Genomic DNA, 15219 nt, shown 5'->3' with positions numbered 1-15219 from the left:
GCTCCGGACCGGCGTCCGGGGCGGGCTGCTGCGCCCCGGACTTCGTACGAGGAACTCTGCTGGCCGGCGCTTCGCATCCGCTGACGGTCCGCTGACGGTCCGCCGCCGGTGCCTGACGGGTCCGCCGGAGCCGGTGTGTACGGTGATCCACATGAGGTTCGGGGTACTCGGTCCGCTGACGGTCCACGACGACGGGGGCGAACCCGTCAGGGTGGCCGAGGCCAAGGTGCGGGCCCTGCTGGCCGACCTGCTCGTGCACGACGGCCGGGTCGTCTCCGCCGACCGGCTCATCGACGACCTGTGGGGCGGGCACGCCCCGGGCAACCCGGCCAACGCCCTCCAGGCGAAGGTCTCCCAGCTCCGCCGCACCCTCGGCCGCGAACGGGTGCTGCACCAGCCTCCGGGTTACCGCCTGGACCTCGGCGAGGACCCGTCCGCGCTCGACGCGCACCACTTCCGGGCCCTGGCCGCCCGCGCCCGGGCCACCGCGGAACCGCGGCTCTGCGTCCGCCTGTTCGACGAGGCGCTCGACCTGTGGCGCGGCGACGCGTACGCCGATTTCGCGGACGCCGCCTTCGCCCGCCCGGCCGCCCACCGGCTCGCCGAGGAGCGGCTGACCGTCCTGGAGGAGCGCGCGGAGGCCCTCCTGGAAACGGGCGAGCACACCGCGCTGACCGGAGAACTCACCGATCTCGTCGCCGCCCACCCCCTACGGGAGCGGCTGCGCGCCGTCCAGCTCCGGGCGCTGTACCGCGCCGGGCGGCCCAGCGAGGCCCTGGCCTCCTACGCCGCGCTCCGCGACCGGCTCGCCGAGGAACTCGGCACCGACCCGGGCCCCGAACTGGCCGCACTCCACACGGCGATCCTCCGCCAGGACCCCGCCCTCGCCGCCCCCGCCCTCGCGCCCCGGCCCCCCGAACGAGCCCCCACACCTCCCTCCCTCCCGACACCCCCGACCCCGCTGATCGGCCGGCACGCATCCCTCACCGCCCTCACGGACCTGTTCGCCACCACCCGGCTGGTGACACTGACCGGGCCGGGCGGCGTGGGCAAGACCCGGCTCGCCCTCGCGGCGGCCGAGCGGATGGCCGCCTCGCGTGACGTCGTCCTCGTCGAACTGGCCTCGTCGACGGGCGACGCGGACGCGCTCGCGCAGGCCGTCTGCACCGCCCTCGGCCTGCGCCAGAGCCCCATGGAAGCCGAGGAGCGGGCCGTACACCGGCTGGCCGCGGCCCTGCGCGAACGCCCGCTGCTGCTGGTCCTCGACAACTGCGAGCACGTCGTGGACGCCGCCGCCGAACTGTGCTCCACCCTGCTGCGCTCCGCACCGCACCTGCACGTCCTCGCCACCAGCCAGGAGCCGCTGACGGTGGCCGGGGAGGTCACCCACCCCCTCGGGCCGCTCCCGGCACCCGACGCCGTACGGCTCTTCACCGAACGCGCCACCGCCGCCGGGCCGGGCTTCGCCCCCGACCCGGCGCAGCAGGCACTCGTCGCCGAGATCTGCGCCCGCCTGGACGGCCTGCCTCTGGCCCTGGAACTGGCGGCGACGCGGGTACGCGCGCTCGGCCTGGAAGAACTCGCCACCCGACTGAACGACCGCTTCCGGCTGCTGACCTCCGGCCGGCGCGACGCCCCGGCCCGCCAGCAGACCCTCCGCGCCGTGATCGACTGGAGCTGGGGGCTGCTGGGCACGGCGGAACAAACCGTCCTGCGCCGCCTCTCCGTCCACCGGGACGGATGCACGCTCGACGCCGCCGAAGCCGTCTGCCCGGGCGACGGCGTCGCCCGCGACGAGGTGCTGGACCTGATCACGCGTCTGGTCGACCGTTCCCTCGTGGCCATGGCACCCGGTCCGGCCGGCACGCCCCCGCGCTACCGGCTGCTGCAGTCCGTGGCGGAGTACGCGGGGGAGCAGCTCGAACACCACGGTGAGCGGGACGCCCTGCGCGACCGGCACCTGCGCCACTACCTGGCCCTCGCGCAGACCGCCGACGCGGGCCTGCGCGGGCCCGAACAGCGTCTGTGGCTCGCCCGGCTCGACGCGGAGGCCGCGAACCTCCGCGCGGCCCTCGCGGCGGCCGGCACCACCGACCGGGCCACCCGCCTCGCCGATGCCCTCACCTGGTGGTGGCTGCTGCGCGGCCGGCTCACCGAGGCCCACCGCACCCTCACCGCCCTGCTCCCCGAACTCGGCTCCGCACAGCGCTCCTTCACCCTGCTCACCGCGAGCGCCCCGGTGCCGGACACCGCTCCCGCCACCGCCGATCCCACCCCCCGGAACCTGTGGCTGTCGGCGTACGCCCTCTTCCACGCGGGCCACCCGACCGCCGCCGCGGAGGTCAACGCCCGCGCCCTCGCGCTCTTCACCGCGGCCGGGGACCGCTGGGGCACGGCGGCCTCCCTGGCCCTGAGGGCCCACACGGCCCTGGCCACGGGCGTCCTCTCCACGATCCGGGAGGACGCTGAGGACAGCGCCCGCGCCTTCCGGGAACTGGGCGACGCCTGGGGCGAGCTGCAGACCGTCGTCCCCCTCGCGGCCCGCGCGGAGGTCATGGGCGACCACCCGGAGGCCGCCCGCCGCCACACCGGGGGACTGCGCCTCGCCCGGGACCTCGGCATGGAGAGCGAAGTGGCCGCGCACCTGTCCGGACTCGGCCGCCTGGCCCTCCTCGACCAGGACTGGGACCGCGCCCACGACCTGCACGAACAGGCCCGGAGCCGGGCCGCGGCGCAGGGCAACAAGTTCGGCGAGGTCCACGCCCTGATGGGCCTCGCCCTCGGCGCCCGCCGCTCGGGAGACCTCGACGCGGCCGAGCGGTACCTGACCCGGCTCCAGGACGAGACGTCCTCCCCGGTCGGCCGGCACCTCCTCCTCGCCGAACTGGGCTTCACCCACGAGCTGCGCGGCGACGCCGCCCGCGCCCGGACCCACCACCTGAGCGGCCTGGACGCCGCCCGCTCCCTGGACGCCCGTGCCGTGGCCCTCTCCCTGGAAGGCCTGGCCGGCGTCGCGGCCCTCTCCGGCGACCCCGAGGGCGCCGCACGCCTGCTCGGCGCCGCCGACGCGGCCCGCCGGACCGCCGGGGCCCCGCTCCCCGCGGCCGAACGCGCCGACGTCGACCGGATCACCGCCTCGGCCGTCGCCGCCCTCGGCCCCGACGCCTTCGCGGACGCCTTCACCCGGGGCGGTACGGAGCCGGGGTTCCCGGGTCCGGAGGAGGACCGCCCCGTCTTCGCGATCATGTAACCGGTCTGCGACAGCGCTGTCCTGGAACGAAGACACCGGTACCCCGGTGGCTCACAGCTCCCTCATAGTGATCGAACCAGCACGGGAAGCCGATACCGCCTCGGCTCCGTACACCGCTCACCCAAGGGGATTTCATGTCCGGCAACCGTCGCAAGGCCTTCCTCGTCTCCACGGCCGTCGTGTGCGGCGCCCTGCTGATGACGGCCTGCCAGGACACGGACACGGACGCGGCCGCCGGTGCGGGCGCCGCGCAGGGTTCCTCGTCCACCCCGCCGGCCGCCGGCGCGGCCACTCCGCCCGGCTCACCGGCCGCGGGCGCCTCCAAGGGGTCCGACACCACGGGCAAGGGGACCAAGGGCGGGACCGGGACCGGCACCGGCACCGGCGGTGCGAAGCCGGTCGGGCAGACCTGCGGCGCGAACGACATCGCCTGGAGCACCAAGTCCGAGACCCAGGCGGGCGGATACATCCTGATCACCGCGAAGGCGAAGCCCGGGATCACCTGCGTCCTGCCGGCCGCGCTCCCCACCGTGGCGTTCGGTTCCGACGGCACCCAGGCCGGTCCCGCGGAGCAGGCCGTCGGCAAGCAGATCACGCTGAGCGGGAGCACCGCCGCCTACGCCGGAGTGAACCCGAAGACCACCAAGGCGAACGGCGGCAAAGAACTGGAGAGCATCATCGTCGCCGTCGGTGACGGCGACCCCGACCCGGTCTCCCTGCCGGTCGGCACCATCACCGTGGACAAGCCGGTCGTCACCAACTGGCACACCTCCCCGAAGGACGCCGTTCCCGGCAGCTGACCAGGCCCGCGGCGGCCATCCGGCCCACCGGCCCGGAGCCGCCGAAGTGCCGAAACGTCTTCCGAGCGGGGCCGGGAGATCTACGCCAAGAACCCCGCACGGTTCAAGCGGAAGGCCATCCAATTCGAGCTGGACCTGTCGAGGAGCATCCTCGACGGCATCGACGGTCACACCCCGCCGCCGAGCTGAAGAGCATGCCCGAATGAATGTCACCGAGCCGACCCTTCGAAGTCCGGTGCTGGTGGTCGGCGGTACGGGGATGCTGGCCGGAGTCGTCGGCGGGCTGGTCCGTGAGGGCCACACCACCGTCGTCGTGTCCCGTAGGCCACCCGCCCCGGCCGTCTTCGGGAGCCACGGCACGGCGGGCGGCGTGCTGATACCCGTCAGCGCGGACTACACCGAGCCCGCGCGGTTCGCGCGGGCGCTCCGCCGTACCGCGGCCCGTACGGGACCGTTCCGGCGGGCCGTGCTGTGGGTTCATGCCCGGGGACGGCCGCACGCGTACGCCGCCGTCGCCGACGTCCTGGCGCGGGACGCGTCGGTGATCGAGGTCGTCGGCAGCGGAGCCCTGGCCCCCACCGCGCCGCCACCCCGGCCGCCCGAAGCCCTCGGCCGCGCGCGCCACCGCGTCGTCGTCCTCGGATTCACCGGTACCGGGCCGCACACCCGGTGGCTCGACCACGGGGAGATCAGCGAGGGCGTACTCGCCGCGCTGCGGGCTCCCGAGGACGACCGGCCTCGCGTCGTCGGACGGGTTCGCCCCTGGGAGGACCGCCCGTCGGCATGAAACGCCGCCGGCACACGCCCGTGGGCGCCCTCGGCCGAGCCTGCCGTGCACCGGTCCCCGACGGCCCGCGACCTCGCCGGGCCCGGTCGGCGTCACAGGTCCAGCGCGGCGAACGCGGCGTCGAGGAATCCGTCCGGCAGCCCCGCCCCCGTCCAGGTCCAGCCGGACGGACTCACCGACTCGGCCGCTTCCTCGACGGCCGTTCCCGCGCCGGCGGGGTCTTCCACGGGCAGGCCCAGGGCGACCACCGCCCAAGCGGCCAGGGCCTCGACATCCAGGTACTGCCACCATTCGGCGTCATCCCAGCCCCGTCGTTCGGCGGCCCTGTCCGTCCAGGCCGTCCGGAAGAGCAAGGTCAGCGTGGTGCGGGGATCGGCCGAAGCGGCTTCGACGGCGCACCGCACGGCCCGCAGCCGTTCCAACTCCCCGGCCCAGGGATGCGCCGCGAAGAATTCCAGATTGCCGCGAAGGGTGGGCCGGAACGCCCGCCCCCGGCCACGGTTCCAGCGCTCGGCCGGTGCCCACAGGCCACCCGGGCCGTCGCCCAGCCGGGCGGCCCGGGCATCGGCCGTGACATCGCCGAGCACCGCGTCGCGCCATCCGAGCCCGTACGCCTTCTGAGCGGCAACGATCGCGTGGATCCGTTCGTCGCCGGCCGGCGCGTCGAGAAGCGCGTCGTCGCAGCCGTCCCACAGCACGGCGAGCGCCGCGGTCACCGCCTCCGCGCAGCGCGCGTGCAGATCACCCACGGGTACGCGGGTCCAGGGCAGCAGCGCCAGATACGTCCTGCCCCACACGTCCCGCCCGCTGGTGTTCCCCGACATGGCCCTGCCCTCGTAGATCGGAATGTGGGTGCGCGACGCCACGGCCCCGCCACACCCACGCGATTGTCGGCGATCGGCCGACGGCCGACGGCCGAGGCCCCGAAGAACGCGAGTCCGCGCACACACATCGCACACCACACCGACTCCGTCGGCCCTACCGGGCCCACTCGGATCAGGGGTTCCTCAGGGTGCGGACCGGGGGCGACCCGGACGCGGCGCTCGATCCTGTCGGCGGAGCTGGCCGGATTCATGGCCTGGTGCGAACCGCCCTGCGTCGGGAGGATTCTCTCCGGCCACACGGGCCGGTCTGGAGAGCGGGGGGACCGATGAGATCACTTCGGAGAGCTTTACGGGACGGATGGGCCGGGGCATGGGTGCGCGGCACGGTCGCGGTGGCGCTGACGTGCACCGGGGTCGCGATGGCTCCCACGGCGGTGGCGCAGGCGGCCTCGGCCGCGTGCTCGACGGACACCGGGGCCACGGGCCTGGCGAGCTCGCCGGTGGCGGGCACTCTGGTGTCCGTCGAGCGTGCGGATGGCCGGATCGCGCAGCTCCAGCTCTTCTACGACGCCACTGCGACCAGAGGGCTGCCCTTCGTCTGGCATCGAGAGCAGAACGGACCGGGCGGCGCGTACGGGGGCTGGCAGCGGGTGAGCGCGGCGACCGTGGGCCCGAAGAGCTACGCCATGACGGCGATCGAGAACTCGGCGGGCAGGCTGGAACTGTTGTTCTCCACTTACGGTTCCTTCTGCCACACGGTGGAGGATGACGGCGGTGCGGGCGGCTGGAGCGCGGTGGACGGCTTCGGCCTCGCGCCGACGCCGTACCACGGTGGAGTCGTGCTGTTCAAGGAGCAGGACGGCAGCATCGACGCCTTCGCCTCAGGGGCGTACGGCGGCGGCTCGATGGAGCTGCGCCATCAGCAGAACGCGGGCGCCGGCTGGGGCCCGAAACAGTCCATGGGTCAGGTGCCGGACGCCGGTGTGGGCCTGAGCCAGCCCGGTACCGTGGAACAACTGCCCGACGGCAGGCTGCACGTGACGGCACGAGAGTGGAACAGGGACCGCACCTGGGAGATCCGGCAATCGGCGCCGGGCGGTGGCTGGGGGCCCTGGCAGCCGGTGGTCCCGGGCGCCGCACCACCCCCGCGGGCCGCCGCCGGGGCCGCCACGGCTCACAGCGCCACCGCCGGCCCGTGGCCGACGGCGGACGCATCGCCGGCCTCCGGGACGGCGGCATAGTCGAGTCCACTGAGACGGTGATCTCCTCGCCGTGGGCGCGGGGTACCGGCCGGTCCGTGCCCTCCCGCTCCACCCACTGCGCGAGCGCTCGCGTGGGCCGGTGTGCCCCGGCCGAGCGGTGCTGGTGCCGGGCGGCACGGATCCGGGCCCGCGCGGTACGCCGCTCCCGGCGGGCATCGACGCTCCTACGGGCGCCGCGAGCGTGCGGTCCGTTCCACACAGCGCGCCGTCCGGCGCCGTCCGGTCACGGATCCGGCCGCTGCGCTTCAGGCCCGTCCGAGCAGGCCCGCCCCGGCGGCGCTGTCGGTCCGGGCGGTGAAGAAGTCACAGAACGCGGCGACGAACTCCGCCTCCTCGACCCGTCCGTCCCCGTCCGCGTCCAGCTCCCGGAATCCGTCGTTGAGTTCGGCCGGGTGTACCCGGGGGCCCCCGAACAGCAGTCGGTACTCGTCCGCCCCCAGGCAGCCGCTGCCGTCGGCGTCGGCGGCCCGGAACAGCGCCCGCACCGCCGGGACGAGGCCTTTCTCCAGGTACGCCGGGTCACGGTCCACCCCGGCCAGCATCGCGGACACGAACTCGCGGCAGTCCACGCCCCCGTCGCCGTCGCCGTCCACGCCCCCGTCGGCCGCCGCCCGGAGCTGCCGCCACCAGCCCTCGAATGCGGCGTACACCTCGTCCTCCCGCTCGGCGGGCAGTTCGAGCCGCCAGCACACGGTGTGCACCATGGCCTGGAGGTCGGCGGAGTCCACCCGCCCGTTGCCGGTCTGGTCCAGCACCTGGCGGAAGAACGCCTCCAGCCGGGCCGGACGGGAGTCGCCGCCGCTCCGGGCCCTGGGCACCACCACCCGCGTGGGCGCGCCGCTCACGGAGCGGCGGCGGTAGCGCACCCGGTCGGGAGCCACGGCCATGGCGCGGCGCAGTCCGTGGTGCAGCGTCCACGACAGCATGGCGCCCCCGGGCCCGCGCGACGTCCCGAACTTCTCGTGCCAGGCCGGCGGCAGATCACTGACCGTGAGGGCGGCCAGTGCGCGGGCGATCACCACCCGCAGCAGCGGCCACGCGGGTGCCAGCCGCCCCAGCCGGCGGGGGACGGGGGCGTTGCGGAGCATCCCGTGGAGCAGGTCGTGGACCTCGGGGCCGTACTCCAGGACCTCCCGGACCGTGCGCTCGACGTACGCCGGGACATCGGCGGCGCCCGCCGGGAGCACCTCGCCCGGAATCCCGAGGGCGGCACACACGTCCAGGAACTCCGCGTACAGCACGTCGCGTTCGGCGGGCGACAGCGGATCGCCGGACAGTTCGCGCATGGCGGTCATGGACTCGTACAGCGTGACCATCACCCAGCCGCGGACCTCGGGATCCTCGGCGCTGTACGCCCGCCCGGCCGCGTCGGTCCCGTGGATGCGCCGGTGCGTGCGCTGGAGGCGGGCCACTTCCAGGCGCCGTTCCTCGGGCCCGGCGAAGAACAGCCTGCTGCCGCTCTCCATGGTGTGCTCGACCCGCCGCCAGGGGTGGGCACGGTAGGTGGAGTACCGGTCCATGCCCGCGGCGACGACGGGATGGGCGATCTGCAACACGAGCAACCGCCATGCCACGAGCCCGATGCGCCGCTCGCCCAGGGTCCGCCGCAGCAGGGTCTCGACAGCGGGTAAGGCCACAGAGGTCACAGGAGCTTCCTTCTCTCACGGGGGACACCGACACCCCGTACAACGCTCCCGCCCCCTGCCCGGCCCGCCCGGACTCCGGCCTCCACTCTGACGGGCGTCCCCCCGAACGCCCGCCCGCCCCGCCCGACGCCCCGTCGCGGGCGTCGGGCGGGAGGAAAGTCACCGCAAGCTGGCGCAGCGCGGCACCAGCCCGTCGAGGACGGCGGTACAGGCGGCCTGCAGGGAGGCCTCCAGGTCCGCCTCGTCCTCCGGGCCGCGCGTCCACTGGTAGAGCGTGCCGAGGTAGATGTCGCGCAGCATGTGGCCGGCCAGCTCGGCGTCGACGTCCTGCGGTACGTCGCCCCGCTCGCGCCCCGTCCTGATGAACTCGCTGAACATGTGGGCCGCGTACGGATGCTCGTGGAGCGGGAACCCGGCGCGCACCCAGGCGGTCAGCATCGCCTTGGTCTGGGGCGGGTTCCGCAGGCTGATGTCGGCGAGGATGGTCATGCACCGGGACAGGACCTGGCGGGTGGCCTTGTCCTCGGAGTTGGTGAGCCCCCCCGCCTCCAGGCCCTCGCGCAGCAACGCCCGCCGTTCCTGCCCCCATTCGGCGATGAGGTCTTCCTTGCGCTGGAAGTGGTTGAAGAAGGTGCCGCGCGCCACGTCGGCCCGCTCGGTGATCTCGTCGACCGTGGTCTGGTCGTACCCCTGCTGGGTGAAGAGGACCAGCGCGGCCTCGTAGATCCGGTTCTTGACACGCAGTTTGTTGCGTTCGCGGCGGCCCTGCGGTTCCGTCGCGGTGGTGGACGGTGTGTCTCCCATGTGTACTCCTGTCGCGCGCGGTGTGCGGGGTGGCCCGTCCCGGCTGCCGCCGCCCGTGGTGTGAACGGGGAACGGGTTCATTCGACCGAGGGCTCGACGGGGCGCACGCACGGGGCGCCCCATCCACTTGTACCAAGATCCATGAATGAACAATAGTACATGTTTGCGCCCCCGTCCGAAATCAGCGAACGGGAGCGGTGGCGTCCGGCCACCACCGCTCCCACCGGCCCGTTTCCGGGGTCAGTCGCGCACGGACCGCACGGCGGCCACCTCGGTGGCCAGACTCCGGAGACTGTCCTCGCCGAGCAGCCGGAGCAGCGCGATGTCCCGCCCCGTTTCACGTCGTACGCGCCCTCGCAGTTGCGCCGCGGTCACGGAATCGATGCCGTACGCCTGCAGGGTGCGGCGCAGGTCAAGGCGGTCCCGCGGGATGCCCAGCACCTGGGCCGCCGCGTTCAGGAACACCTCCCCGGTGTCTGCCGCCCCGCCGTTCGCAACCGCGGCCCGCGGGGGCGCCGGAGCGGCGGTCCCCTCCTGCGACGGCCCGACGACGGCGACCGCCGGCGCCGACCGCCGCACCGGATCGGCGTGCCGGCCCGCCGCGGAGAGGCGGTCCACGGCGCGGGTGAGCGCCCCCATCGGCATGCGCACGGTGTCGCCGAACCACTGCGCCGACCGGTGCGCCCTCTCCAGCGATGTTCCGGCGCGGCTGGACACGCCTTCGAGCCGGTGCAGTCGGATCCCGCGGAATTCGGCGAGAACCGTTCCCTCCAAGTCCCTCACCAGGACCTCGGCACGAGCCTCGCGGCCCGCCCGACGCGGCGCGAACCGCGCATGCACCCAGGCCTCGTCACTGAGCGGGTGGTGGAACCGCACCTGCTCGAACGAGGTCACGGCGTAGGTGCTGCCGGCCGGCAGCGACACGGGGACGGCGGCCAGCAGCACCATCAGGCAGCCTTCCCAGGCCGCGTGCGGCGACGTCGCGGGCCGCCGCAGCTGGGCGACCGCCTCCCCGTCCCTACGCCACAGGTGGCGCACGGTGCGCAGACCCGGGCCGGGGGCGTATCCGCGGCGGGCGAGGGCGGCGAGGAACCGTTGCGGCGTCACGTGCGTGGTGCAGCGACCGAGAGCGTCGGCGAGGTGCCCCTCCGCCCCCGGTCCCGCGCCCTGCCCCGCAGCCGGCGCGCCGTCGAGGCGCACCCGCGCGCTCAGCCCGGTCCGGGGCGTGTCGCCCGTCGTCCGGACCTCCGCGTGCAGCGGGCCGGCCCCGGACCCCGTCGCCACCTCCAGCGTGAGGGACCCGTCGTCCGGGACGTCGACCATGTCCCCGACCTTCACGTCTTCCAGCACGACGGAGCCGGCGGGGGCGGTGTCGGCGACCGCCTCGTGCAGCACGGACAGTTGGAACGTCGGGGGAACGGGGGCCAGCCCGCGCAAGCCGACCACCGCGCCGTCCAGGTCCGCGCTGATCCGGGTGATGCGGCCCGTCGGCCGGTCGGGGCCGGCGCACGGCGTCCGGCGCAGTACCTCCGCGTCCCAGGGGTAGGCGGGCAGTTTCACCTGACGGGCCGTTCCCCCGAACCAGCGCTCCCAGTCGACCCGGCCTCCGACGGCGAAGAAGGCGCCGAGCGACCGGGCGAGCGTCAGCGCCTCGTCGGCGGAACGCCGTGTCGTGGAGGCGACGACGGCCGACGCTCCGCCGGCCTCCAGAGCGGTGTCCTCGATTGCCGTCAGCAGCAGGGGGTGCGGGCTCATCTCGACGAAGACGCTGTCGGCCTCCTTGACCAGCCGGCGGATGCTGCCGAGGAAGCGGACCGGGCTCCTCAGGTTGTCCATCCAGTACGCGGCGTCGAGTTCCGCCCCCGTCAGCATGGATTCGCGGACGGTGGAGTGCAGCGGGACCTGGCCCTCGCGGGGTGCTATGCCGGCCAGCCGCGCGAGCAGGTCGTCGCGCAGCTGGTCCATGACCGGGGAGTGGGAGGCCACGTTCACCCGTACCGAACGGTGGAAGACACCCTCCCGCTCCAGTCGGCGCCCGATGCGCTCCAGGGCGGCGGCGTCCCCGGCGAGCACGGTCGAGGTGGGGGAGTTCTCGGCGGCGACGCAGACGCCGCCCTCTTGGGCCGCGACGTCCGCGGCCTGCTCGGGCGACAGGTCGACCGACAGCATCGCGCCCTGTCCCGCGGTGCTCTGCATCAGCGCGCTGCGGCGGCAGATGACGGCCGCGGCGTCGGCGACGCTGAGCGCGCCGGTGACGGCGGCGGCCGCGCTCTCGCCCATGCTGTGCCCGATGCACACCTCGGGCTCGACCCCCATGTCACGCCAGGCGGCGGCCAGGGCCACCTCCATGGCCCACAGCGCGGGCTGGACCGAGGCGACGTCATCGGGAGACTCCCGGGTCGCCGGGGCGGGTAACTCGCCCACCGAGCGGCCCGTCTCGTGGCGCGCGGCCTCGGCGCACTCCTGGAACGCGCGTGCGAAGGCGGGTGTGGTGGCCATGAGCGACCGGCCCATTCCCGGCCACTGCGAACCCTGCCCGGGGAAGACGAAGACGGTGCGCTTGTCCGTGCCGAAGCCGGCGTCACCGGTACCGGCTCGCTCTGTGGCCCGCCCGGCGGCCACGTCGCCCAGTGCGGCGGCCAGTTCGGCGTGATCGGCGCCGGTCGCCCACAGCCGGAAGGGATGGGCGTCGCGGTGCAGCGCGGCTGTGGCGCACAGGTCCCACAGCGGCAGCGCGCTGCCGGCCCCGCCGGGGGAGAGGTGGTCGGCCCAGGCCCCGGCGAGCCGGCGCAGGGCCTGCTCGGAGCGGGCGCTGAGCACGAGCAGATGGGCGGGCCTGCCCTCGGGCAGTTCCGTGGGGCCGTGTTCGGGCCGCAGGGGCGAGCGTTCGGGCTCGGTGACCACGACGTGTGCGTTGGTTCCGGACAGGCCGAAGGAGCTGACGCCCACGACGGCACTGCGGCCGTCGGTCTTCAGGCACTCGTTTCCGGTCACCAGGTGGAGCCGGTTCGCCTCGTCCGTGAGCAGGGGCTGGGGATCCGTCAGGTGCAGGGAGGCGGGGATGATGCCGTGCCTGGCGACGAGGACGGCCTTGATGAGACCGGCGACGCCGGCCGCCGCTTCGGCGTGCCCGATGTTCGACTTCACGGATCCGCACCTCAGCGGCCCCCGTCGCGGCCCCCGTTCGCGCGCGGCCGCGGCCAGGACCTTCAGCTCGACGGCGTCGCCCACCGGCGTGCCCGTGCCGTGGGCCTCCACGTAGTCGAGGTCGGAGGGCTCGATGCCCGCGTTCCGCCACGCCCTTCGGACCATGTCGTCCTGGCCCGCGACCGCCGGCTTGATCAGCGATCCGCTGCTGCGGCCGTCGTTGGTCACGGCACTGCCGGGCAGCAGGGCGAGTACGGGGTGGCCGGCCCGCTCGGCGTCTTCGAGACGGCTGAGGACGACGACGCCGATGCCCTCGCTGCGGACGAAGCCGTCCGCGCCGGTGTCCCCGAACTTGCACCGGCCGTCGGGTGACAGCATGGCCGCCTGGGAGAAGGCGATGGCGTCCAGGGGCGAGAGGATGATGTTGACTCCGCCCGCGATGGCCAGGTCCGTCTCGCCGCTCAGCAGGCTCTGGCGGGCCATGTGCACGGCGACCAGGGACGACGAGCAGGCCGTGTCGACCATCATGCTGGGCCCGCGCAGGTCCAGGTCGTAGGACAGGCGTCCCGAGGCCATGGCCCGGAAGTAGCTGCCGGCTGCCTCGCGCAGGCTGTTGCCGTCGGCGGTGCTGTGGCGGCCGTAGTCCGCTGTGGCCTGTCCGATGTACACGCCGGTGGCGGATCCGGCCAGCGTGGACGGGCGTATGCCGGCGTCTTCGAGCGCTTCGCGGACCACCGGAAGCAGCAGCCGGTGCTGCGGGTCGACACTGGCGGCCTCCGCCGGCGAGATCCCGAAGAAACCGGCGTCGAAGAGGAAGGGGTCGTCCAGGAAGCCGCCGTAACGGCTGACGGTGCGGCCCGGGGTACCGGACCGCTCGGCGACGTAGGGCGTGATGTCGAAGCGCTCGGGCGGGACGGGGGTGATGCAGTCCCTGTTCGCGATCAGGTTGTCCCAGAACTCCTCTATGCCGCGGGCCTGCGGAAATCTGCACCCCATCCCGACCACCGCGATCGCTGTCTCCCCGGTGCGTGCACGCATGAGAACCCCCCCTGTCTGCGGTGACGCGGTGAGACCGCGTCAGGGCGCTGCCCCCCGGCAGCGCCGCGGCGAGATCGTAGTTCAAATCTGGACCCCAGGACAATGATGGGCTGAAAGTTAACCTTTGGCTTGAAGGGTGCTGTCGATTCCACCCGGGCAGCCGACGCGTCGCCCACCAGGGGTGATGTGGATCTGAGGTGATTTGTCATCACCACCCCGTCGCCGAAGGGGAGAAGAGCGGCCATGGGCAACGCGTGGAAACTGGTCTATGGTAAAAACTCGTACTCCAGACCAAGAAAGAACGCCGGTCGTAACATGGATTGCAGGGCAACCCGATGGCGGGTGCTGCGACACCACCCCTGCACCGGTCGACCACAGGAACGAGGAGGGGGACCTCGGATGGTTTCGTACGTACACCGACCAGCGCCTTTACCGAGTGCGCCGGAGCGCCTCGGCGAGGTCGCCGCCGCTCCACGCGGTACGGGGACCGGCGCGCCGGTCCCCGTACTGGAGGGGCTGCTGCACCAGGCGGCCCGCCTCCCGTCGCTCGCCGCCAAGTACGAACGGGAGCTCACGCGGCGCACCTTCGCCCTCGCCGACCTCCCCGTACTCACCCCGGGCGAACTGGCCACGGCGACCGCCGAGGCCCTCGCCCTCAACACGGGTGAGGGGCTGCTGTGGGCACACGGCGGCACGCTCGACACCCCGCACCTGACCCTGCTGCCGGAGCAGATGTTCGCCCCCGAGATCCGTAGCGCCTGGAACCCGCTCCACACCACCGACGTGGTCGCGAACCTGCACCCCGCGGGGCGGATGCAGCCCGACCACTACTTCTTCAACCGCTTCGCCACCGCGTCCGGCGCCACCGTCCTGCCGCTGGGTCCCTTACCCCAGGGCGCCGACGACGACTGGCTCCGCTTCCTCGCCCGCAACCACGTCACCGCCATCGCGGCGCCCCCGCAGGCCGTCTCCCGGCTGCTGCGGGCCAGCGTCGCCGGGCGACCGCTCCCGTGGCTGCGCACCCTGATGCTGGGCGGCGCCACCCACGACACCACCGACGACGGCCTGCTGGCCGCCCACTTCCCCTACACCGCCGTGTGGCGCCTGTACGGCACCCCCGCGGCCTGGATGATCGGGCAGCGCGGCCCGCACTGCCTGGCCGGCATCTACCACCCACTGCCCCACCAGCACGTCGAAGCGGTGGACGGGCGGTTGCTGGTCACGACCCTCACGCCCTCACGCACCCCGGCGCTCATCCGCTACGACACCCAGGAGCGCGGCGAGTTCGCGCACTGCGCGTGCGGCCGGCCGGGACCGGCCCTGCGGGTCCTCGGTACCCGCCCGCCGTTCTTCCGCTTCCACGGACGCACCGTGTCCGCCCGCGAACTCGTCGACCTGGCCACCGCGCACGACGAGGTCACGGCCGCCCAGGTCGCCGTCACCTCCGAAGAGCGGATCCAACTGCGCATCCGTCTCGCCCCCGGCGTCCCCGACGACCACCACAGCCACGCCTGGATCAGGTTCCGGGTGCTGGAGAACCATCCCGCCCTCGCGGCGTGCGTCCTCGACCAGCCGGAGGAGTTCGAAGTGGTCGCCGTGCACGAGTTCACCGGCACGTCCGTCCTGACCACCGAGGAGCACTGACATGCCGGACAGCGCCA

General features: G+C 73.9%; 9 protein-coding genes. 5 read left to right on the top strand and 4 right to left on the bottom strand.

The genetic code is table 11. The features are described 5' to 3' along the window. Window positions 1-151 precede the first annotated feature (151 nt). From OG295_RS40240 to OG295_RS40230, 3 genes are all read left to right on the top strand, one after another. Window positions 152-3250: a BTAD domain-containing putative transcriptional regulator gene (locus OG295_RS40240; protein ID WP_331733018.1), complete on the top strand. Its 3099-nt coding sequence runs from the start codon at window positions 152-154 to the stop codon at window positions 3248-3250. A gap of 134 nt (window positions 3251-3384) precedes the next feature. After that, window positions 3385-4050 (top strand): hypothetical protein, encoded by a 666-nt coding sequence (locus OG295_RS40235; protein WP_331733017.1) that lies wholly within the window; start codon window positions 3385-3387, stop codon window positions 4048-4050. Window positions 4051-4252: 202 nt separating this feature from the next. Then, the gene (locus OG295_RS40230) at window positions 4253-4837 is read left to right on the top strand and encodes a hypothetical protein (RefSeq protein ID WP_331733016.1); all 585 of its coding nucleotides are present in this window, start codon (window positions 4253-4255) and stop codon (window positions 4835-4837) included. A gap of 92 nt (window positions 4838-4929) precedes the next feature. On the opposite strand, the gene OG295_RS40225 is transcribed toward OG295_RS40230, so the two are convergent. Next, window positions 4930-5661: a hypothetical protein gene (locus OG295_RS40225; protein WP_331733015.1), complete on the bottom strand. Its 732-nt coding sequence runs from the start codon at window positions 5659-5661 to the stop codon at window positions 4930-4932. 374 nt (window positions 5662-6035) lie between these two features. On the opposite strand from OG295_RS40225, the gene OG295_RS40220 reads away from it, so the two are divergent. Next, a complete protein-coding gene (locus OG295_RS40220) occupies window positions 6036-6902 on the top strand; it encodes a hypothetical protein (protein WP_331733014.1) in 867 nt (288 codons plus the stop codon). A gap of 266 nt (window positions 6903-7168) precedes the next feature. On the opposite strand, the gene OG295_RS40215 is transcribed toward OG295_RS40220, so the two are convergent. From OG295_RS40215 to OG295_RS40205, 3 genes are all read right to left on the bottom strand, one after another. Next, window positions 7169-8569 carry an oxygenase MpaB family protein gene (locus OG295_RS40215; RefSeq protein ID WP_331733013.1) on the bottom strand — a complete coding sequence of 467 codons (1401 nt, stop codon included), beginning with the start codon at window positions 8567-8569 and terminating at the stop codon, window positions 7169-7171. 159 nt (window positions 8570-8728) lie between these two features. Then, the gene (locus tag OG295_RS40210; protein WP_331733012.1) at window positions 8729-9373 is read right to left on the bottom strand and encodes a TetR/AcrR family transcriptional regulator; all 645 of its coding nucleotides are present in this window, start codon (window positions 9371-9373) and stop codon (window positions 8729-8731) included. A gap of 240 nt (window positions 9374-9613) precedes the next feature. Then, a complete protein-coding gene (locus tag OG295_RS40205) occupies window positions 9614-13558 on the bottom strand; it encodes a beta-ketoacyl synthase N-terminal-like domain-containing protein (protein ID WP_331733010.1) in 3945 nt (1314 codons plus the stop codon). A 399-nt stretch (window positions 13559-13957) separates the two neighbouring features. On the opposite strand from OG295_RS40205, the gene OG295_RS40200 reads away from it, so the two are divergent. Then, window positions 13958-15202, top strand: a complete 1245-nt coding sequence (locus OG295_RS40200) for a hypothetical protein (RefSeq protein WP_331733008.1) — start codon at window positions 13958-13960, stop codon at window positions 15200-15202. The last annotated feature ends 17 nt before the right edge of the window (window positions 15203-15219 follow it).

Source organism: Streptomyces sp. NBC_01276 (assembly GCF_041435355.1).
GTDB lineage: Bacteria > Actinomycetota > Actinomycetes > Streptomycetales > Streptomycetaceae > Streptomyces.
The sequence above is the reverse complement of the archived record's forward strand: the minus strand, read 5'-3'. Positions and strand labels throughout refer to the sequence as shown.

Coding starts and splice junctions, on each gene's coding strand:
- OG295_RS40235 (WP_331733017.1), top strand. CDS start 3,385: ATGTCCGGCAACCGTCGCAAGGCCTTCCTCGTCTCCACGGCCGTCGTG.
- OG295_RS40210 (WP_331733012.1), bottom strand. CDS start 9,373: ATGGGAGACACACCGTCCACCACCGCGACGGAACCGCAGGGCCGCCGC.
- OG295_RS40230 (WP_331733016.1), top strand. CDS start 4,253: ATGAATGTCACCGAGCCGACCCTTCGAAGTCCGGTGCTGGTGGTCGGC.
- OG295_RS40200 (WP_331733008.1), top strand. CDS start 13,958: ATGGTTTCGTACGTACACCGACCAGCGCCTTTACCGAGTGCGCCGGAG.
- OG295_RS40225 (WP_331733015.1), bottom strand. CDS start 5,661: ATGTCGGGGAACACCAGCGGGCGGGACGTGTGGGGCAGGACGTATCTG.
- OG295_RS40240 (WP_331733018.1), top strand. CDS start 152: ATGAGGTTCGGGGTACTCGGTCCGCTGACGGTCCACGACGACGGGGGC.
- OG295_RS40205 (WP_331733010.1), bottom strand. CDS start 13,558: ATGCGTGCACGCACCGGGGAGACAGCGATCGCGGTGGTCGGGATGGGG.